The sequence below is a fragment of the Anaerolineae bacterium genome, assembly GCA_013178015.1.
GTDB lineage: Bacteria > Chloroflexota > Anaerolineae > DRVO01 > DRVO01 > Ch71.
This window is the reverse complement of sequence record JABLXR010000008.1, coordinates 101,810-120,876: the sequence shown is the minus strand read 5'-3', so window position 1 is coordinate 120,876 and position 19,067 is coordinate 101,810. Positions and strand designations below refer to the sequence as shown.

At 63.7% G+C, this 19,067-nt stretch carries 31 protein-coding genes and 1 pseudogene; all 32 read right to left on the bottom strand.

All coding sequences use genetic code 11. The features are described 5' to 3' along the window. Positions 1–38 precede the first annotated feature (38 nt). The 32 genes and pseudogenes from rpsD to rpsL all read right to left on the bottom strand — a co-directional run bounded on the left by rpsD (position 39) and on the right by rpsL (position 18,403). Positions 39–677, bottom strand: a complete 639-nt coding sequence (gene rpsD / locus HPY83_04545; protein ID NPV07219.1) for a 30S ribosomal protein S4 — start codon at positions 675–677, stop codon at positions 39–41. Between the two features lie 38 nt (positions 678–715). After that, positions 716–1,117 (bottom strand): 30S ribosomal protein S11, encoded by a 402-nt coding sequence (gene rpsK, locus HPY83_04540; protein ID NPV07218.1) that lies wholly within the window; start codon positions 1,115–1,117, stop codon positions 716–718. 45 nt (positions 1,118–1,162) lie between these two features. Next, on the bottom strand, positions 1,163–1,546 hold the full coding sequence (gene rpsM / locus HPY83_04535; GenBank protein NPV07217.1) for a 30S ribosomal protein S13: 384 nt from the start codon (positions 1,544–1,546) through the stop codon (positions 1,163–1,165). A gap of 33 nt (positions 1,547–1,579) precedes the next feature. After that, positions 1,580–1,693 carry a 50S ribosomal protein L36 gene (gene rpmJ / locus HPY83_04530; protein ID NPV07216.1) on the bottom strand — a complete coding sequence of 38 codons (114 nt, stop codon included), beginning with the start codon at positions 1,691–1,693 and terminating at the stop codon, positions 1,580–1,582. A 15-nt stretch (positions 1,694–1,708) separates the two neighbouring features. Next, on the bottom strand, positions 1,709–2,509 hold the full coding sequence (gene map / locus HPY83_04525; protein NPV07215.1) for a type I methionyl aminopeptidase: 801 nt from the start codon (positions 2,507–2,509) through the stop codon (positions 1,709–1,711). Beyond that, a complete protein-coding gene (locus HPY83_04520; GenBank protein ID NPV07214.1) occupies positions 2,487–3,167 on the bottom strand; it encodes an adenylate kinase in 681 nt (226 codons plus the stop codon). The genes map and HPY83_04520 overlap by 23 nt, the downstream gene beginning before the upstream one ends. Positions 3,168–3,182: 15 nt before the next feature. Beyond that, a complete protein-coding gene (gene secY / locus HPY83_04515) occupies positions 3,183–4,490 on the bottom strand; it encodes a preprotein translocase subunit SecY (protein ID NPV07213.1) in 1,308 nt (435 codons plus the stop codon). Between the two features lie 43 nt (positions 4,491–4,533). Then, entirely contained in the window at positions 4,534–4,983 is a 450-nt protein-coding gene (gene rplO, locus HPY83_04510; protein NPV07212.1) for a 50S ribosomal protein L15, read from the bottom strand. A 7-nt stretch (positions 4,984–4,990) separates the two neighbouring features. Then, positions 4,991–5,185 (bottom strand): 50S ribosomal protein L30, encoded by a 195-nt coding sequence (rpmD, locus tag HPY83_04505; GenBank protein ID NPV07211.1) that lies wholly within the window; start codon positions 5,183–5,185, stop codon positions 4,991–4,993. Next, on the bottom strand, positions 5,178–5,705 hold the full coding sequence (rpsE, locus tag HPY83_04500) for a 30S ribosomal protein S5 (protein ID NPV07210.1): 528 nt from the start codon (positions 5,703–5,705) through the stop codon (positions 5,178–5,180). Before rpsE ends, rpmD begins: the two co-directional genes overlap by 8 nt. A 35-nt stretch (positions 5,706–5,740) precedes the next feature. Continuing rightward, a complete protein-coding gene (locus HPY83_04495; protein ID NPV07209.1) occupies positions 5,741–6,109 on the bottom strand; it encodes a 50S ribosomal protein L18 in 369 nt (122 codons plus the stop codon). Positions 6,110–6,169: 60 nt separating this feature from the next. Then, a complete protein-coding gene (gene rplF, locus HPY83_04490; GenBank protein ID NPV07208.1) occupies positions 6,170–6,724 on the bottom strand; it encodes a 50S ribosomal protein L6 in 555 nt (184 codons plus the stop codon). A gap of 33 nt (positions 6,725–6,757) precedes the next feature. Beyond that, positions 6,758–7,156: a 30S ribosomal protein S8 gene (rpsH, locus tag HPY83_04485; GenBank protein NPV07207.1), complete on the bottom strand. Its 399-nt coding sequence runs from the start codon at positions 7,154–7,156 to the stop codon at positions 6,758–6,760. Positions 7,157–7,189: 33 nt separating this feature from the next. Next, positions 7,190–7,372: a type Z 30S ribosomal protein S14 gene (locus tag HPY83_04480; protein ID NPV07206.1), complete on the bottom strand. Its 183-nt coding sequence runs from the start codon at positions 7,370–7,372 to the stop codon at positions 7,190–7,192. 31 nt (positions 7,373–7,403) lie between these two features. Beyond that, complete coding sequence (rplE, locus tag HPY83_04475) at positions 7,404–7,949, bottom strand: 50S ribosomal protein L5 (GenBank protein ID NPV07205.1); 546 nt, start codon at positions 7,947–7,949, stop codon at positions 7,404–7,406. A gap of 15 nt (positions 7,950–7,964) precedes the next feature. Continuing rightward, positions 7,965–8,276, bottom strand: coding sequence for a 50S ribosomal protein L24 (locus HPY83_04470; protein ID NPV07204.1), 312 nt, complete (start codon positions 8,274–8,276; stop codon positions 7,965–7,967). Positions 8,277–8,295: 19 nt separating this feature from the next. Next, a complete protein-coding gene (gene rplN, locus HPY83_04465) occupies positions 8,296–8,664 on the bottom strand; it encodes a 50S ribosomal protein L14 (GenBank protein ID NPV07203.1) in 369 nt (122 codons plus the stop codon). A 48-nt stretch (positions 8,665–8,712) separates the two neighbouring features. Beyond that, the gene (rpsQ, locus tag HPY83_04460; protein ID NPV07202.1) at positions 8,713–8,976 is read right to left on the bottom strand and encodes a 30S ribosomal protein S17; all 264 of its coding nucleotides are present in this window, start codon (positions 8,974–8,976) and stop codon (positions 8,713–8,715) included. Beyond that, the gene (gene rpmC / locus HPY83_04455; GenBank protein NPV07201.1) at positions 8,973–9,185 is read right to left on the bottom strand and encodes a 50S ribosomal protein L29; all 213 of its coding nucleotides are present in this window, start codon (positions 9,183–9,185) and stop codon (positions 8,973–8,975) included. The genes rpsQ and rpmC overlap by 4 nt, the downstream gene beginning before the upstream one ends. After that, positions 9,182–9,622 carry a 50S ribosomal protein L16 gene (gene rplP / locus HPY83_04450; protein ID NPV07200.1) on the bottom strand — a complete coding sequence of 147 codons (441 nt, stop codon included), beginning with the start codon at positions 9,620–9,622 and terminating at the stop codon, positions 9,182–9,184. The genes rpmC and rplP overlap by 4 nt, the downstream gene beginning before the upstream one ends. Before the next feature lie 41 nt (positions 9,623–9,663). Then, positions 9,664–10,347, bottom strand: coding sequence for a 30S ribosomal protein S3 (gene rpsC, locus HPY83_04445; GenBank protein ID NPV07199.1), 684 nt, complete (start codon positions 10,345–10,347; stop codon positions 9,664–9,666). 52 nt (positions 10,348–10,399) lie between these two features. Continuing rightward, the gene (gene rplV / locus HPY83_04440) at positions 10,400–10,747 is read right to left on the bottom strand and encodes a 50S ribosomal protein L22 (protein ID NPV07198.1); all 348 of its coding nucleotides are present in this window, start codon (positions 10,745–10,747) and stop codon (positions 10,400–10,402) included. A 13-nt stretch (positions 10,748–10,760) separates the two neighbouring features. Beyond that, on the bottom strand, positions 10,761–11,039 hold the full coding sequence (gene rpsS, locus HPY83_04435; GenBank protein ID NPV07197.1) for a 30S ribosomal protein S19: 279 nt from the start codon (positions 11,037–11,039) through the stop codon (positions 10,761–10,763). Positions 11,040–11,060: 21 nt separating this feature from the next. Next, positions 11,061–11,891, bottom strand: a complete 831-nt coding sequence (gene rplB, locus HPY83_04430; GenBank protein ID NPV07196.1) for a 50S ribosomal protein L2 — start codon at positions 11,889–11,891, stop codon at positions 11,061–11,063. Between the two features lie 40 nt (positions 11,892–11,931). Next, complete coding sequence (rplW, locus tag HPY83_04425) at positions 11,932–12,219, bottom strand: 50S ribosomal protein L23 (protein NPV07195.1); 288 nt, start codon at positions 12,217–12,219, stop codon at positions 11,932–11,934. Beyond that, positions 12,216–12,869: a 50S ribosomal protein L4 gene (gene rplD / locus HPY83_04420; protein ID NPV07194.1), complete on the bottom strand. Its 654-nt coding sequence runs from the start codon at positions 12,867–12,869 to the stop codon at positions 12,216–12,218. The genes rplW and rplD overlap by 4 nt, the downstream gene beginning before the upstream one ends. Before the next feature lie 25 nt (positions 12,870–12,894). Further along, positions 12,895–13,527 carry a 50S ribosomal protein L3 gene (gene rplC / locus HPY83_04415; GenBank protein NPV07193.1) on the bottom strand — a complete coding sequence of 211 codons (633 nt, stop codon included), beginning with the start codon at positions 13,525–13,527 and terminating at the stop codon, positions 12,895–12,897. A gap of 45 nt (positions 13,528–13,572) precedes the next feature. Continuing rightward, on the bottom strand, positions 13,573–13,881 hold the full coding sequence (gene rpsJ / locus HPY83_04410; GenBank protein NPV07192.1) for a 30S ribosomal protein S10: 309 nt from the start codon (positions 13,879–13,881) through the stop codon (positions 13,573–13,575). Positions 13,882–13,906: 25 nt separating this feature from the next. After that, positions 13,907–15,105: pseudogene (tuf, locus tag HPY83_04405) on the bottom strand (elongation factor Tu). Positions 15,106–15,211: 106 nt separating this feature from the next. Next, complete coding sequence (fusA, locus tag HPY83_04400) at positions 15,212–17,275, bottom strand: elongation factor G (GenBank protein NPV07191.1); 2,064 nt, start codon at positions 17,273–17,275, stop codon at positions 15,212–15,214. A gap of 28 nt (positions 17,276–17,303) precedes the next feature. Then, a complete protein-coding gene (gene rpsG, locus HPY83_04395) occupies positions 17,304–17,774 on the bottom strand; it encodes a 30S ribosomal protein S7 (protein NPV07190.1) in 471 nt (156 codons plus the stop codon). A 209-nt stretch (positions 17,775–17,983) separates the two neighbouring features. Continuing rightward, positions 17,984–18,403, bottom strand: coding sequence for a 30S ribosomal protein S12 (gene rpsL / locus HPY83_04390; GenBank protein ID NPV07189.1), 420 nt, complete (start codon positions 18,401–18,403; stop codon positions 17,984–17,986). Positions 18,404–19,067 lie beyond the last annotated feature (664 nt).

The following is a 19,067-nucleotide window of genomic DNA, read 5'->3' as shown; positions in this document are numbered from 1 at the left end:
CCTCCTGGGCTAGTCCGAACAGACCAAGCGATCCCGCCTCATCGGCTGTAGTACTCAACAATAAGCTGCTCGTCGAGCGGGACCTCGATGTTCTCCCTCTCCGGCACTGCCCTGACTACCACCGAGAGCGACTCCGGGTCGGCGTCCAGCCAGTCCGGCACCTGAACCAGACCACCGCTCTCGCGAACGAAGTCGAAGATGGCGGAATCGCGGCTGCCATCCCGCACACGTATGACTTCCCCAGCGTTGACCAGGTATGAGGGGATATCAACCTTGCGCCCATCGACCTCGAAGTGGCCGTGGCGCACCAACTGGCGGGCCTCGGCGCGCGAGCGCGCCAGCCCAGCCCGGTAGACAACGTTGTCAAGGCGGCGTTCCAACAAGACCAGCAACGCCTGACCGGTCTGCCCTGGCGAGCGGGACGCCTCGGCGAAGTAGCGTCTAAACTGCCGCTCCATCACACCATATAGCCGACGCGCCTTCTGCTTCTCCCGCATCTGCAGCGAGTACTCAGACTCGGACCGCCTGCGGAACTGGCTCGCTCGCCCGTGCTCTCCCGGCGGATACGAACGTCTCTCCACGGCGCACTTGTTGCTGTAGCAGCGTTCACCCTTGAGGAACAGCTTTTGTCCCTCGCGGCGGCACAACTTGCACACTGAATCCGTATACCTACCCATTCTCCCTCCCTATCTCGTGCCCATGCCGCGACCGACCACTAGATGCGCCGCTTCTTGGGCGGCCGGCATCCGTTGTGCGGGATCGGGGTCACGTCCGACAGGGAGCGCACAGTGATGTCCGAACCCTGGAAGCTGCGCACCGCCGCCTCGCGACCGGGTCCGGGGCCCTTGACCATGACGTCTATCTCGCGCACCCCAAAGTCACTGGCAGCACGCAGGACCGCCTGCGCTGCCAGCTGGGCCGCGTAGGGAGTGCTCTTGCGCGAGCCCTTGAACCCCACCGCTCCAGCGCTGGACCAAGCCAGCACGTTGCCGTCCGGATCAGTCATGGTAATGATGGTGTTATTGAAGGTAGCGGTGATGTGCGCCTGCGCCACCGGCACCGTTCTGCGCTCACGGCGAGGCCGGCCTCGCGCCGCAGCTCCTCTTCTTCGACCCATCTAGTCTCTCCTAGTAGCCTCTATCAACCGCCGACGGACCAAGCCCTACTTCTTGGCCCGAGCGCGCCGACGACCGGCCACCGTCTTGGGACGACCACGCCGCGTGCGCGCGTTCGTCCGCGTGCGCTGGCCGCGAACCGGTAGGTTCCGGCGGTGCCGCAGCCCCCGGTAGCTGCCGATCTCCACCAACCGCTGAATATCCATGGCCACCTGGCGACGCAGGTCTCCCTCCACGCGATAGTTGCGCTCGATGAGCTCGCGGAGCCGATTGCTCTCGCTCTCGGTCAGCTCACGCACTCGCGTGTCGGGATCTACTCCCGCCTGCGCCAGGACCCGACGGCTGCTCGAGCGCCCAATACCGTATATGTACGTCAGCCCTACCTCGACTCGCTTGTCCCGCGGCAGGTCCACTCCGGCTATACGAGGCATGCTTCCTCTCCCTCTTCCCTAATCGTGCAGCGACTAGCCCTGGCGTTGCTTGTGCCTTGGATTGGTGCAGATCACTCGCACCACGCCACGCCGCCTGATGATCTTGCACTTGTCGCATCGTTTCTTGACCGATGGCGATACTTTCATCTGACTCACACCTTCCTACTCTGCCGTCAACACGATGGGCTCACCGTCAGTGACTGCCACCGTGTGCTCGAAGTGGGCCGACAGGCTGCCATCTTGCGTGACCACCGTCCACCCGTCGCTCTTGATGCTTACACCGGGACCACCAGCCGTGAGCATGGGCTCGAGCGCCATGGTCATCCCCGGGCGTAGCCTGAGCCCCGTCTTCGGGACACCGAAGTTCGGCACCTGGAACCCCTCGTGCATCTCACGCCCGATGGCGTGGCCGGTGAAGTCTCTGACCACCGAGTAGCCGTGCTGCTCCCCGCAGCTCTGGATGGCAGCGGAGATATCTCCCAGCCACCCACCAGCGCGCGCCCGAGCAATGCCTGCCTCCAGCGCCTGGCGAGTGACGGTAAGCAGCCGCTCCGCCTCCTCGCTGATCTGCCCCACGCCCAGAGTGACTGCGGCGTCCCCATGCCATCCTTCCAGGATGACCCCAACATCAACGCTGACGATGTCGCCCTCGCGCAGCACCCGCGACCCGGGAAGCCCGTGGACTACTTCCTCGTTGACCGATATGCAGCTGGCCGCCGGGTAGTCCGGCGCCCCAGGCACCAAAGCCGGCACCCCCTTGAACGAAGGGATACCACCCGCACCGGTGATGACCTGTTCCACCACGGCGTTCAGCTCACCGGTGCTTATCCCGGGCTCCAGTGCAGACGCCACTTGGCGCAGCGCCTTGGCAACTACCCGCCCAGCCCGACGCATGGCCTCGACCTCGCTGGCGCTCTTGAGCCGAACTGGCGGCCGGCGACTACGTATGCTCGCCCGCCGCATCACGGATCCTCTCCAGCAACTGGGCGTACACCTGCTCGATGCCCTGCTCGCCGTCCACCTCAGCCAGCAGCCCTCTCTCCCGGTAGTACTCGATCAAAGGCGCCGTCTCTTCTAGGTAGACATCAATCCTTCGCTGCTGTGTCTCGGGAGTGTCGTCACTGCGCTGGTATAACTCGCCGCCACACTCATCGCACACGCCCTCTTGGGCGGGAGGGTTGTACAGCATGTGGTAGACGTCGCCACACCTCCGGCACACCCATCGGCCAGCCAGCCGCGCCAGCAGCTGCTCCGTGCTGACCTTGATGTAGAGCGCCACCATCACCTGCTGGCCCCGCTCAGCCAGCAGAGCATCCAGGGCCCTGGCCTGCTCCACAGTGCGAGGGAACCCGTCCAGGATGGCACCGTCCCGCGCATCCGGCTGCTCCAGACGCTCCTGCACCATCCGGATGGTAACGTCGTCCGGCACCAACTGCCCCTTGTCCATGTAGGACTGCGCCAGCTTGCCCAAAGGGGTCTGCTGCCTGAGGGCAGCGCGGAACAGGTCGCCGGTGGCAATGTGCGGGAGGCCCAACTCTTCTTGTAGCCTCTCCGCTTGGGTGCCTTTACCCGCTCCCGGGGCGCCCAGGAGCACGATGTAACCACGTGCCAAAGTATACATTATGGGTTCACCTTGCTACCGACGCAAGAATCCTTCGTATCGCCGCATAAGCAGCTGAGCCTCTAGCTGCCGCATCGTATCCAGCACCACACCTACCACGATCAGCAGGCCGGCACTAGTGATCAGCATGGTGTTAGTCTCGGCTATGCCTCGCACCAGCCACGGCAGCACGGCCACCGTCCCCAGAAAGAGCGCTCCCACCAGCGTGATCCGCTGCACCACGCCGTTCAGGTACTCCTCAGTCCGCCGGCCCGGCCTGATGCCGGGAATGAACCCGCCTTGGCGCTGTAGCATCTCCGCCAGGTTCTGCTGCCGGAACATGACATCGGTGTAGAAGTAGGTGAAAGCCACCACCATCAGAAAGTACGTGATCCAGTACATGTTGCCATTAGGGCCCAGGTTCTGGGACACGAAGGTGCCCAGATCGCTCACGAACTTGGACCCCGATACCGCCAGGTAGCTGGCGATGGCGCTGGGGAAGATCAGTATGGCCTGCGCGAATATGAGCGGGATCATCCCGGCCGAGTTCACCTTCAGCGGTACGTGTGTCGCCTGCCCTCCCGCCACGCGGAGCCGGTTCCCCCTCATGGCCACCACCCGACGCCCGTACTGCACCGGGATGCGTCGCTCGCCTTCCTGCACCACCACGATGACGCCTACGGTGATGATGGTGACTATCAAGAACATGATCAGACCAGAGACATCGCCCAACACCAGCCGAGCCACGTTCGCGGGCACTTGGGCCACGATACCGCCCAGGATTATGATCGAGATGCCGTTCCCAATGCCTTCCTGGGATATCAGCTCCCCCAGCCAGATGGCTAACATGGTGCCAGCAACCAGGCTAGCCAGAATGGAGAGGGACACCAGAGTAGATGCCCCCAGCCCAAACTGGTTCAGCACCCCGTACTGCATCATCAGGGCAGCCTGGGCCACGCCTTGAAGCAGGGCGAGCGGAATGGTCAGCAGGTAGGTGTACAGCGTGGTCTTGTGCCGCCCTGCCTCTCCCTCGCGAGCGAGAGCCTGAAGCCGAGGGATCAGAGGGGTCAGCAACTGGATCACGATCTGGGCCGTGATGTAGGGGTACACCCCTAGCGCCATCACCGAGAACTGAGACAGCGCCCCGCCCGAGAGCAGGTTCAGGAAGTTCAGTACCTGACCCGCCCCCGAGACCCCGCTGAAGGCAAAGCGCAAAGCCTCCCGGTCCACCCCCGGCACCGGCACATGGGCCGCAAACCGGTATACCACCAGGATGCCCAGTGTGAACAGGATCTTCTTGCGCAGGTCCGGCATGCGCAACGCATTGCGAAGCGCCTCAATCATCTCTTCCTGCCTCTACCCTCGCGGCCCCAGCCCCAGCACTGGATCAGCTCTCCAGTAACTCGGCCCGGCCGCCCGCCGCTTCGATCTTCTCCCGAGCGCTGGCGGAAAAGCCGTGCGCCCAGACAGTGAGCGGGCGATCCAGCTCGCCCTCGCCCAGAACCTTGACCCGTGCCTCAGCCTCCTTGATGATGCCAGCGCGAGCCATGTCCTGCGGGGTGATCACTGACTGCGGCTCGAACTCCGCCAAGCGGGCCAGATTCACCGGGGTGTAAGAGACTCTGCTGAGAGGCGTGAACCCGCGGCGCCAGGGGAGACGTCGGACCAGGGGCAACTGCCCACCCTCGAAATAGGGTGGCTTGGCCCCGCCCGAGCGCGACTTCTGACCTTTCGTGCCTCGTCCCGCCGTCTTGCCCTGCCCAGCAGCGATGCCTCGCCCCACTCGCTTTCTTCGTTTGCGAGACCCCTCTCGGGGACCCAAGTCGTGCAGCCTCATGTGGCCCTCAGCTCCCTTGTTCCACAATCTCGACCAGGTGCGTCACCGCAGACGCCATGCCCCTCACCACCGGACCGTCCGTCTTGGTCACTTCCTGGCCCAGCTTGCGCAAGCCTAGCGCCCGAAGCGTCCGCTTGTGCTCCTCCTTCGCCCCAATAGGGCTCTTGACCAGGCGTATCACGATCCGCCCACTATCATTCATCGTTCTTTCTCTCCCAGAAGGGGCGCACTTCGGCCTCGTTCTTGCCCCGCATCCGCGCGTACTCCTCGGGATCACGGAGCTGGCTCAGAGCGTCCATGGTCGCTAGAACCACGTTCAGAGGGTTGCGGCTGCCCATGGCCTTGGACAGGAGGTCGTGCACTCCGGCAGCCTCCACCACCGCCCGCACCGGGCCTCCGGCGATCACGCCCGTTCCCGGTGCAGCCGGACGCAGTAGCACCTTGGTGGAACCATGCCTCCCCGTCACCGGATGCGGTATCGTCCTGCCCCGGAGAGGCACGTCCACCATCGAACGCCGGGCCCGGTCCATGCCCTTGCGGACTGCCGAAGGGACTTCCCGCGCCTTTCCCACGCCCATGCCTACGCGGCCTCTATTGTCACCGACGACCACCACAGTGCGGAAGCCGAAACGCCGGCCTCCCTGCAGCACCTTGGCCACGCGGTTGATCTCGACCACGCGCTCGTCGAACTCCTCAGCCTCGGGATACCCCCTAGCGGCCATCATACCTCCTGGCAAGTCTCACCGACGCTCGCGCGTCAGAACTCCAGTCCACCCTTTCTGGCAGCCTCCGCCAGCCTCTCGATGCGGCCGTGGTAAGCATACCCGCCCCGATCAAAGACCACCTTGGTGATCCCTTTCTCGCGAGCCCGCTGCGCTACCGTCTCGCCCACCAACTCGGCCTGCTGCATCTTGGGCAGCTCCGCCAGCCTGGCTCTGATCTCCGGATCCAGAGTGGACGCCGAAGCCAAGGTATTGCCCTGGGTGTCGTCCACCAACTGCACGTATATGTGCTTCAAGCTGCGGAACACGTTCAGCCTCGGCCGCTCCGGGGTACCCATCACCTTCTGCCTCACCCGAGCGTGGCGACGCTGACGCGCCAGATTCTTCTTCCGCACATTCGCCATGACCCAACTCCTCGGCTGCCTGGCTTCGCAAAATGAACAGCCGGCACGTTCTCCTGATAACTACGAGGCACCGGCTTTCCCGGCCTTGCGGCGCACCTGCTCGCCCACGTAGCGGATGCCCTTGCCCAGATAGGGTTCGGGTGGGCGCGCGTCGCGAATCTTGGCCGCCATCTCACCCACCTGCTCCTTGTCCAGCCCCTCAACGCTTACCTGACGCCCAGAGCGGTCCACGGAGAAGGTGATCCCGGCCGGAGGCCTAAACCTCACCGGGTGCGAGTAGCCTACTAACAGCACCAGGTCAGTCCCCTGCAGCTCGGCGCGGTAACCGGTGCCCTCGATCTGAAGGTCCTTTCGAAAACCCTCCACCACCCCGGTGACCATATTGGCGAGCAGGGCCCGTGTGAGCCCGTGCAAAGCCCGGTGGCGGGGCTGATCGCTGGGCCGCTCGACCCTCAGTTGGCTCCGGCCATCGCTCTGCTCCACAACGATGGACATCTCAGAGCTGAATGTACGAGCCAACTCGCCCCTGGGACCGCGTACCTCAACGTGCGGCCCGTCGACCTTCACTTGGACGCCGGCCGGTATGTCAATCGGTTTCTTGCCTATGCGAGACATCTCTCACTCCCCTCGGGTACGAACGACCGCGCCCTACCAGACCTGGCAGAGGACTTCACCGCCGACCCGACTGCGCCGAGCCTGCTCGTCCGTCATCACGCCCAAGGGCGTAGTCAGTATGGCGATGCCCAGGCCACTCATCACCCAGGGTATCTCGTGCCGCCCGCAATAGGCCCTTCTGCCCGGTCGGCTCACCCGCTTCATCCCCGTGATCACCGGTTCCTTGTCTTCTGTGTACTTGAGCCAGATCCGCAGAGTGGATCGGGCCCCGTCCCGGATGATCTCGTAGTTGCGGATATAGCCCTCTTCCTTCAAAACCCGGGCGATCTCCGCCTTCATCCTGGATCCGGGCATGACCACATGGCTCTGATTCACCATGAGGGCATTCCGTATGCGGGCGAGCATGTCAGCAATCGGGTCGCTCGTGGTCATCAACCTACTCCACCTTCCCCATTCCACCCCATGTCACCAGCTCGACTTACGCACGCCCGGGACCCTGCCCTCGAGCGCCTCGCGCCGGAAACATATACGGCAGAGACCGAAGCGCCGCATGTACGCCCGTGGCCGGCCACACATGGCACAGCGATTCACCACCCGCGTGGGGTACTTGCGCCTCTTCTCCCTGGCAATCATCGATTTCTTCGCCACATTCCCTCCGCCAAACTCAGACGCTGCCCGCTCAAGCGGCCATAGCGAACGGCATGCCCATCAGTTGCAGCAGCCGACGGCCTTCTTCGTCCGTCCTGGCCGTGGTCACGATGGTAATCTCCATGCCGCGCACCTGGTCTATCTGGTCGTAGTCTATCTCGGGCCAGACGAGCTGTTCCCGCAGGCCCAGGGTGTAGTTGCCTCGCCCATCAAACGAGTCCGGCGAGATGCCGCGAAAGTCACGCTGCCGGGGAAGGGCCACATTGATGAGGCGATCGAGGAAGTCATACATGCGGCTCCCTCTCAACGTCACTTTCACTCCCACCGGAGCACCCTCGCGCAGCCTGAACGACGCAATGGACTTCCGCGCCCGCCGCACGGCCGGCTTCTGCCCGGTGATGGCCGCTACGTCCCGCGAAGCCGCGTCCAGGGCATTGGCGTTGGTCAGCGCTTCGCCCACGCCGACGTTCACCACCACCTTCTCCACGCGCGGCACCTGCATGACGTTGGTGTAGCCGAACTCCTCCATCATGCGGGGGACGATCTCCGACTCATACAGGTCTTTGACCCTTGGCATCTAACTGTCTCCCGCCTACTCGATAGTCTCGTTGCATCTCTTGCAGAAGCGCACCATGCGCCCGTCCGCTGTCACCCTTATCCCGACCCTACTGGGCGCGTCACACGTCGGACATACTAGAGCCAGGTTCGACAGGTGCAGCGGTGCCTCGCGCTGGATGATCCCTCCGTCGCGCTCTCGCGTCCGCCTCTCATGCACCTTCACCAGGTTCAGGCCCTGCACCACGGCTCGCTCGCTCTTAGGATCTACTCGCAGCACCTGGCCGCGCATCCCTCGATGCTCGCCACTTATGACCTCGACCGTGTCGTCTCGTCGTATCTTCCTCACCGGTACCTCCCTCGTAGCTCTACAAGGCTTCCGGGGCCAGCGAGACTATGCGCATGAACCCCTTGTCTCGGAGCTCTCGAGCCACAGGGCCGAAGATCCGGGTACCCCGAGGGCTGCGCCCATCATCTATCAGGACGGCCGCGTTGTCGTCGAAGCGAATGGAGCTCCCATCGGGCCGTCCGTACTCCTTGCTGGTGCGCACGACCACCGCCCGCACCACATCGCCCTTGCGCACGGCGCTGTTGGGAGCGGCCTGCTTCACGGAGGCGATGATGATGTCGCCCACGCTGGCGTACTTGCGCTTGGTGCCGCCGAGAACGCGGATACACATGAGTTCACGCGCGCCTGTGTTATCTGCCACTCGAAGAGTGGACTGCTGCTGGATCATCGCCTATCTCCCTCGAATAACGCGCCCACAGGCACGGATTGCTGCTGCCTACTCCTCGGGCAGTGCCTCACGACTCAGGATCTGCTCCACCACCCAGCGCTTCGTCTTGCTGAGCGGCCGGCTCTCCCTAATGCTCACCGTGTCTCCCAGGCGACACTGATTGTCCTCGTCGTGAGCCACGTACTTCCTGTGGCTGCGTACCACCTTCCCGTACAACGGATGACGGTAAGAACGCTCCACTTGGACGACGACCGTCTTGTCCATCTTGTCGCTGGTAACCGTCCCGGTAAGAACCCGACGCTGCCCGTTCATTCTTCCTCCGCCACTTCGGCAGCCAACTGCCGGTCCCTCAGAACGGTCTTGATGCGCGCGATGTTCTTGCGCACCTCGCGCATCCGTTGCCGGTCGGCCAACTGCCCGGAAGCAGCCTGAAACCGTAAGTTGAAGAGCTCTCGGTTCGCCTCGTCCAGAAGACGCCCCAGCTCCTCATTGTTGCTCTCGCGCAGCTCGCTCGCCCTCATGATCCAGCCACCCTAGAGCCAGTGATGGGGTCCGTCTTGACCACGAACTGAGTGGCGATGGGAAGCTTGGAAGAGGCCAGCCGGAATGCCTCCCGCGCCAACTCCTCATCTATGCCGCTCAACTCGAACAGAATCCGCCCGGGCTGCACCACCGCCACCCACTCCTCCACCGAGCCCTTGCCGCCACCCATCCGCGTCTCCGCGGCCTTCTTGGTGACCGGCTTGTCCGGGAAGACGCGCGTCCACATGCGTCCGCCCCGGCGAATGTAGCGCACGATGGCGCGTCGCGCCGCCTCCAATTGGCGGTTCGTCATCCAGCAAGCCTCCATCGCCTGGAGACCATACTCCCCAAAAGCAATCGTGTTCCCTCGCGAGGCCACCCCTCGCCTTCGGCCACGCTGTTGCTTCCTATACTTGACCCGTTTCGGCATCAACATCGCGTTACATCTCCCCTGAGCCCGGTGTGGCCCACCTCGGCCTAGGCCTGAGCTGGCTCCGTCTCTGCCTCGACCCGCCTGGGGCCGACGCCCTCGGGCATGACCTCACCTCGGTAGATCCAGACCTTCACCCCTATGAGTCCGAAGGTGGTCAGTGCCTCCGCCTGGCCGAAGTCTATCTCAGCCCGCAGAGTGTTCCTGGGTATGCGCCCCTCGCGCATGGTCTCCGTGCGCCCCATGTCAGCACCCGACAGACGACCCGAGACCCGTACCATCACCCCTTCGGCCCCAGCCCGCATAGCACGCTGCATGCCCTGACGTACAGCACGCCGGAAGCTCACCCGCCGCTCCAACTGCTCGGCGATGCTCTCTGCCACCAGCTTGGCCTGAAGATCCGGGTCGCGGATCTCCTGGACATCTAGCCGCACGTGCTTCCCGGTCCGATCCTCCAGGCGCTGGCGCAAGGCGTTCACGATGGCACCCTTGCGCCCGATCACAATGCCGGGCCGAGCGGTGTGGATCGTCACCGAAATCTGGTTCGGGAACCGCTCGATGTCCACCGCAGCGATGGCAGCGTTTCTCATCTGCTCGTAGATGAGTTCCCGTATCTCTATGTCCTCGAGCAACTGCTCCCGGTAGCTCTTGTCCTTGTCGGCAAACCAACGCGCTCGCCAGTCGTTCACTATCCCGATCCGGAAGCCGTAGGGATGAACTTTCCTACCCAAGTTCTCTGCCTCCCCGTCCTATCTCACCAAGCCAGATCGTCCCAGGCATCTCCTAGATCGAGCGCTGCGACAGCACTACCCTGATGTGGCTCGACCTTCTGCGAATGGGCTTCCACCGCCCGCGAGCTCCAAACCGCCGCCACCGTCGGGTAGGACCAGGGTCCGCCGCAATCTCTGCTACCACCAGCTCGTCCGGCTCCGCCCCGAAGTTGTTCTCGGCGTTAGCCATAGCGCTCTTGATCGCCTTGGATACGGGCAGAGCCGCGCTCTGGGGCATGAACTGCAGCACAGCCAGCGCCTCCTGCGCCGGAAGGCCGCGAACCTGGTCAATAACCAGCCTCACTTTCTGAGGCGAGATACCCACGTACTTCTGTACGGCCTGGTAACCTTCTTCGTACATCTCTGTTCCCTGCTCAGCGCCGCGCGGCGCGCCCGCGACTTACGTGACCGCGGAAGAGCCTCGTGGGCGCGAACTCGCCCAGCTTGTGGCCCACCATGTTCTCAGTTATGTAGACCGGGACGTGCCGGCGCCCATCATGGACCGCGATCGTATGCCCCACCATCTGGGGAAACACAGTCGAGGCCCGCGACCAGGTGCGTATCACTCGGCGCTCGCCCGTCCGGTTCATTTCCTCGACCTTCTCCAGAAGCTTGCTCTCTATGTAGGGCCCCTTCTTGAGAGATCTAGTCACTCATGTCCTCCTGTCCTTCCCTCACCGGCGCCGGCCGCGCCTGCGAACGATGTACTTGTCCGTTCGCTTCTGTTTGCGGGTACGCTGCCCCAGAGTCGGCTTGCCCCAGGGAGTCTTGGGGCTGGGCATCCCGATGGGCGCCCGACCCTCGCCACCACCGTGTGGATGATCCCGCGGTGTCATGGCCGACCCGCGTACCTCCGGGCGTCGGCCCAGCCAGCGCTTGCGCCCTGCCTTGCCCAGGCGGATGTTGGCGTGGTCCTCGTTGCCCACCTGTCCGATGGTGGCCATGCACTCCATCCTCACCCGGCGGACCTCGCCGCTCGGCAACCGGATCTGGGCGTAATCGCCCTCCTTCGCCAAGACCTGCGCCCCGGTGCCCGCCGCGCGCACCAGCTGCCCTCCTCTCCCGGGCTCCAACTCTATGTTATGGACCATCGTTCCCAGAGGGATGTTAGCTATAGGCAGGGAGTTGCCCACTCTTATCTCGGACCCTGGCCCCGACATAACCGTAGCATCCACCTTGAGGCCGAGCGGGGCCACTATGTACCGCTTCTCGCCGTCGGCGTAGACCAGGAGCGCGATGCGCGCTGACCGGTTGGGGTCGTACTCGATACTGGCCACCCGCGCCGGCACGCCCTGCTTATCACGCCTGAAGTCAATAACCCGGTACCGGCGCTTGTGGCCACCGCCCCGGTGCCGCACCGATATGCGGCCACGGCTGCGCCCGCCCGTCCTCCTCAGAGGCCTGACCAGGGAGCGCTCGGCTTCCGTGGTCGTGATCTCCTCGAAGGTAGGCACGCTCATGTCCCGTCGTCCGGGGGACGTAGGCCTGTATACCTTCACTGGCATCTATGGACTCCTCTGGTCTCCTCTTACGCTGCGTCGCCGGCTAGGCAGACTCGAGCGCACGAATGGACTGCCCCTCGGCCAACCGCACCATCGCCTTCCTCCTGGCCGGCCGGCTGACGATCCATCGTCGCCCCGCTCTTCGCCTCTTCTCCGGCACGTTGACGACATTCACTGCCGCCACGTCCACCTCGAACAAGGTCTCCACCGCCTGCTTCACCTCAATCTTGCTGGCGGCTGGATGCACCTCGAATACGTACTTGTTCTCCCCGCGGAGGCCGTACGTCTTCTCCGTCGTTAGCGGCCTTCTGATCACTTCGTATATGTTCACGCCTCGACCTCCGCCCTTCGCGCCCGCGCCGGGTCGAGCCACTCCTCCACCTCGTCCAATGCCCCCAGCGTCAGGAGCAGACGTTCGTGGCCAAGGAGATCACGGATGTTCAGGTAGGTGGCTCGAATTACTTTGACGTCGGAGAGGTTGCGCGCGGCCAGCTCCAGGTTGCGATCAGGCTTGTGCACAGCCACCAACACGCTATCTCCCGCCTGCAACCGGTCCAGGGTCGCCACGAACTCCCTAGTTCGGGGGCTATCCGGACTCAGCTCGTCTACCAGGGTGATCAATCCCGCCCGTGCCTTCACGCTCAGTGCCGACCGGACGGCCGCACGGCGCATCTTCTTGGTCAGGTCCTGGCGATAGCTGCGTGGCCGAGGCCCGAACGCGATTCCACCCCCTCGCCAGATCGGGGACCGAATGCTGCCATGTCGAGCGCGGCCCAAGCCCTTCTGCCGCCACGGCTTGCGCCCACCGCCGCTTACCTCGCCCCTCGTCTTGGTCGAGTGGGTCCCCAGGCGAGCGTTGGCCAACTGCCGGACCAAAGCCTGATGCATCAGATCTTCGTTCGGCTCCACGCCGAAGATCGCGTCCGGCAGCTCCCTCTCCGACACGATCTCGCCTTCTATGTTGTGCACCGGAACCAACATGTCTAGCTCCTCTGGCTGACTGCGGCTACTGCTTACGGGCCTCTTTGATGACCACCAGGCCGTTGACGGCCCCAGGCACGCCGCCCCGGACACCTATGATATGTCGCTCAGGATCGACGAAGACCACCTCCAGCCCAGACGCGGTGCGCCTGGCGTTGCCCATGTGGCCCGGCATCCGCATCCCCTTGAGTACTCGCCCCGGAGTCGTCCCTGATCCTATGCTGCCCACTGCCCGATGCCGGTCCGACTGGCCGTGGGTCTTAGGGCCACCGGCGAACCCGTGGCGCTTCACCGCACCGGCGAAGCCGCGTCCCTTGCTGGTTCCCACCACATCCACTCTCTCGCCTAGGCCAAACTGGCCTACGTCGAGCACTTGCCCCAACTCGTACTGCTCATCGGGCTTGACCCGGAACTCCCGCACGTGACGCAGGGGAGGCGCACCCGCCTTCTGGAGGTGAAGCCGCTCCCCCTTGGTGATCTTCCGGCCAGGCACGGCCTCGAACCCCACCTGGATGGCCGAGTAGCCATCCTTCTCGGTGGTCTTGCGCTGCGTGACATAGCAGGGCCCGGCCTGGATGAGTGTCACCGGTATGAGCTCACCTTGTTCGGTGAACATCTGGGTCATGCCGAGCTTTCTTCCTATGAGACCTTTCATCATACACCTCGGAGAGAGCTGCCCAGGCCTAAGAGTAGCCGAAAGGCGCTAGACCTTGATCTCGATGTCCACACCGGCGGGCAGATTGAGACGCATAAGCGTGTCTATGGTCTTCGAGGTCGGCCTGAGCACGTCAATGAGCCTCTTGTGAGTCCGGATCTCGAACTGCTCTCTCGAGTCCTTGTCAATGAATGGCGACCGCATCACCACGAAGCGCTCGGTCTTGGTGGGTAGCGGCACCGGCCCGGCTACCGCCGCACCCGTCCGCTCCGCTGCCTCGACGATCTGCTGTGCGGACTGGTCGATCAGTCTGTGGTCGTAGGCCTTCAGTCGGATCCTGATCCTTTCCCTTGCCATATCGCTTCCCCGGCGCCCCTACCCCCTAATCGAGCACTTCGGTGATGGCGCCGGCACCCACGGTGCGTCCACCCTCGCGGATGGCAAACCGGCTCCCCGCCTCCAGCGCTACCGGCGTGATCAGCTCCACCGTCATCTCTATGTTGTCCCCAGGCATCACCATCTCTACCCCCTCAGGCAGCAAGATGGTCCCCGTCACGTCCAACGTCCGCATGTAAAACTGCGGCCGATACCCAGGCAAAAACGGCGTGTGCCGCCCACCTTCCTCCGCCCGTAGTACATATACCTGCGCCCGGAAACGATCGTGCGCCCGTATGCTCCCAGGCTGCGCCAGTACCTGCCCCCGCTCTACCTCATCCCGCTCTATCCCCCGCAACAAACACCCTACATTGTCCCCCGCTATCCCCTCATCTAGAGTCTTGCGAAACATCTCTACCCCAGTCACTACCGTCCGCCGCGTCTCCCGTAACCCTACTATCTCTACCTCGTCCCCTACCTTCACCGCCCACGCTCTATCCGACCCGTCACTACCGTCCCACGTCCCTTGATCCCAAATACATCCTCTATCGCCATCAAAAACGGCCGGTCTACCTCCCGCTGCGGCGTGGGTACATAATCGTCTATCGCCCGCAATAACTCCCATATGCACCTGTACTCCGGCGCCTCAGGGTCCGTACTGTCACTCTCAATTACCTTCAACGCACTCCCACGTACTACCGGTACCTCGTCCCCAGGAAAACCATGCCCATCCAATAACTCCCGTAACTCTAACTCTACTAACTCCAATAACTCCTCGTCCTCCATCATGTCGACTTTGTTCAAAAATACTACCATCGCCGGTACCTCAACCTGCCGCGCTAATAGTACGTGCTCCCGCGTCTGCGGCATGGGACCATCCGGCGCCGCTACTACTAGTATCGCCCCATCCATCTGCGCCGCACCAGTGATCATGTTCTTGATGTAGTCAGCATGACCAGGACAGTCTATGTGCGCATAGTGCCGCTTCTCAGTCTCATACTCTACATGCGCTATCGCTATCGTGATGCCCCGCTCTTTCTCCTCCGGCGCATTGTCTATCGACTCAAACGGCCGGTAACTCGCTAACCCCTTCAACGCTAGTACCTTCGTGATCGCTGCCGTCAGCGTCGTCTTGCCATGGTCTATGTGCCCTATCGTCCCCACGTTTACGTGCGGCTTCGTCCGTACAAACCGCTCCCTCGCCATCTCTCGGTACCTCCTGAGGCACTCCGCCCACCACTCCACGGACTGGGGGCAAACTCTACTATTATAGCTGCCTAGACCGGCTCCGCAACCCGGCGTCCTGGGGCGTTCAGCCGGTAAGGCGTCTGGCTACCTCTTGCGGCACGGGGCCGTAGTGATGGAACTCCATGGTGAAGGTGCCGCGGCCTTGGGTCATGGAGCGGATCTCGGTGGCATAGCCGAACATCTCCGCCAACGGCACCAGCGCCACAATGGCTTTGAACTCGCCGGGCCGCTCCTCCATCCCCTGGATGTCGGCGCGGCGCTGGCTCAGGCTGCCGATGACGTCTCCCGTGGCCGCCTCCGGCACCACTGCCTCCACCTTCATGATCGGCTCCAGCAGAATTGGCCCCGCCTTCATCACGCCATCGCGGAAGGCCATACTGCCGGCGATGCGGAACGCCAACTCCGACGAATCCACCGGATGGTAGGAGCCGTCCACCAGCCTCACTTTCACGTCCGTCACCGGGTAACCCGCTAGGACACCGGCACTGGCTGCTTCCTCGATCCCCTGGCGCACAGCAGGGATGTACTCCTGAGGAATTGCCCCACCGACGATGGCATTCTCGAACTCGAGGCCGCTCCCCTTGCCTAGAGGCTCAATCTGCAGCTTGACGTGACCGTACTGGCCCCGGCCGCCCGTCTGCCGGACGAAGCGTCCCTCGACCTCGACGGCTGCGGTGATCGTCTCTCGATAGGCCACCTGGGGCGTGCCCACATGGGCACCAACTCCGAACTCCCTCCGCATACGGTCAATGAGAACCTCGAGGTGCAGCTCACCCATCCCCGAGATCAGCGTCTGCCCGGTGGTGTCGTCGTAGTCTATGCGGAAAGTGGGATCCTCCTCGGCCAGTTTCCGCAGGGCATCAGACATCCGGTCCTGATCCGCCTTGGTCCGCGGCTCAATCGCCACCGAAATGACTGGCTCGGGAAACGTGATGGATTCGAGCAAGATCGGGTGATCCACATCGCATAGGGTGTCCCCCGTGCCAACGTCCCGAACCCCAACCGTGGCCACGATGTCGCTGGCGAAGATCTCTTGCACTTCCTCCCGTCGGTTAGCGTACATCCGCAGCAGTCTGGGCAGCCTCTGCCGCTGGCCCCTGCTCGCATTCAGGACCGTATCGCCCGTGGCAGCCCGTCCGGAGTAGACCCGCAAGTAGGCCAACCGACCGGCATACGGATCCGACACGATCTTGAACACCAGGGCACTGAAGGGCTCGTCCACCGAGGCATGCCGCACCGTCGGCTCGCCGCTATCGGGTCGCACCCCCTGTATAGGCGGAATGTCTGCCGCCGAGGGCAGGTAGTCAACCACCGCATCCAGGAGTCGTTGGACGCCCTTGTTGCGAAGCGAGGAGCCGCACAGCACTGGCACCAGCTGACCGGCAATGGTGCACCGCCTCAGGCCCTGAACCAGCTCCCTCGGCGCGATCTCCTCACCCTCTAGGTACTGGTGCAGGATGGCATCATCGTGGCTGGCGATGGCCTCCACTAGTTCCTCGCGTCGCTGGGCTACCTCTGATTCCAGTCCGGCGGGAATGGGCACGCTCTCCGGTCGCGTCCCCAACTCGTCCGGATAGACCAACGCCGTCATCGGGATGAGGTCCACGGCGCCGGCGAACGATGCCCCCACCCCGATGGGCACCTGGATCGCGACCGGCGACGCCCCTAGGCGATCGCGGATCATGCCAATGGTGCGCCAGAAGTCCGCCCCCTCTCGATCCATCTTGTTGACGAAGCACACCCGCGGAACCCGGAACCGATCGGCCTGCCGCCACACCGTCTCCGACTGGGGCTCCACCCCGGCCACGGCATCGAAGACCACCACGCCCCCATCCAGCACCCGCAAGGCGCGCTGCACCTCAGCCGTGAAATCAATGTGGCCTGGGGTGTCAATGATGTTGATCTCATAATCGCGCCAGAAGCAGGTCACGGCCGCGGAGGTTATGGTGATCCCCCGCTCTCGCTCCTGCTCCATCCAATCCGTCACCGTGGTGCCCTCATCAACGTTCCCCAGTTGGTGAGTGCGGCCGGTGTAGAAGAGGATGCGCTCGGTGGTGGTGGTCTTGCCCGCGTCTATGTGAGCGATGATGCCTATGTTGCGGGTCCTCTCGATCGGGTAGCTACGCACTGTCCCTCAGACTCTCAGGTAGCTCAGCTCACCAGCGATAATGGGCAAAGGCTCGGTTGGCCTCAGCCATGCGATGAGTCTCTTCCTTGCGCCGAATGGCCGATCCCTCTCCGTTCGCGGCGTCTATCAGCTCCGCTGCCAGCTTCTCGGCCATGGAGTGGCCGGGCCGCTGCCGGGCAGCCATCATCAGCCACCGCAAGGCCAGCGAAGTCCGCCGGTGGGGCGCTACTTCCATCGGGACCTGATATGTGGCCCCACCCACCCGGCGTGGCTTCACTTCAATCACCGGGGTGACGTTGCGCACCGCTTGCTCGAATACCTCCAAGGGGTTCCGGCGGGCGCGCTGTTCTATCAACTCGAAGGCGTCGTACACCAGTCCCAACGCGACGCTCTTCTTCCCCCCACGCATGAGCTTGTTGACAAACCGCATCAGCAGCTCACTCTGATAGCGCGGATCGGGCTCCACCTCACGGCGAGGCGGCCTATACCGTCTAGGCATGCCTTCCCTCCTGCGAACGGCACGACAAATGCCGGGGCCCCAGGGCCCGATGACTTGTAGATTGACCGGACCAGATGAACGACCAGCAGAGGCTTCAGCAGATGCCCTAGCGCGAATTCCCGTGCTAGCAGACTCGGGGGCCCGCGATGCCCGGGCTACCCGCCTACCGCCCGGATAGGGGAGCGGAGGCGTCTCGCGCTCGCGAAGCCCTACCGCTTCGGCCTCTTCGAACCGTACTTCGAACGTCCCTTGCTGCGCCCTTCCACACCGGTGGAGTCGAGCGCACCACGAACTATGTGATAGCGAACACCAGGGAGGTCTTTGACGCGACCGCCCCGCACCAAAACCACGTTGTGCTCCTGGAGGCTGTGTCCCTCCCCCGGGATGTACGCGGTGACCTCAACGCCGTTGCTGAGCCTGACCCTCGCCACCTTGCGGAGAGCCGAGTTCGGCTTCTTGGGCGTCGTGGTGCGAACCTGGGTGCAGACGCCACGCTTCTGCGGATTACCCTTGGGCATCCGCTTCGTACGCCGCTCCTGGCTGTTGTAGTTGTACTGCAGAGCCGGCGCCTTGGACTTCCTGGCCGACGGCTTGCGCCCTCTACGCACCAACTGATTGACTGTCGGCAATCCTTCCTCCTCTCGAGACTATCCTCCCGCCGCGACTGCGCTGCAGAGCGGCACCGGCGCTTCGATTGCCAAAGACGCATTCTATCACGCCCCTCCTTCCAGCGCAAAACCCCTGCAGCCGGGGGCTACACGACTAGTGCGTTCAGGGAGCAGCCCTGCGGAGCAGAACCGCGCCTCCCGCTTCTTCAATAGGCTTCGAACGTGGGCTATCCCCTCGGCCGCCAGGCCCAAGCGATGGCATCCAGGCACTTTCGGTCTCTCCTGATGCGTCCCTGTGCCTCCTGTAGACAGAAGCACCCCGAGGTAGGTTGCGTGGGGGCGCATACCCCCTTCGAGCGGAGGTGCACCGACGCAGTGGACGCATGGAGACACGGGACGCGGCCCTCAGGGTACGGAGCACCTGCAGCGCAGTCGCGGATTGCGCCCCCGATCTGGGTGCCCTCGAGGAGCGGAAAGACAGTGTAGGTCGGAATCCGTGGTCCGATACTAGGCTGCCAAAAGGCGCCGCCGCCGAGCGTGGCAGCCGTCAACCGCTGGACAGACTCGGATCGCCACCGCGGCTCACGAGAGCCGCGCCACCGCAAATGAACGAGGCCCACCCGGCGGCCAGGACGGACCTCCAGCCAGCCAGATGCCTCCCCTCAACCAGGCCAATCGGGCCCTT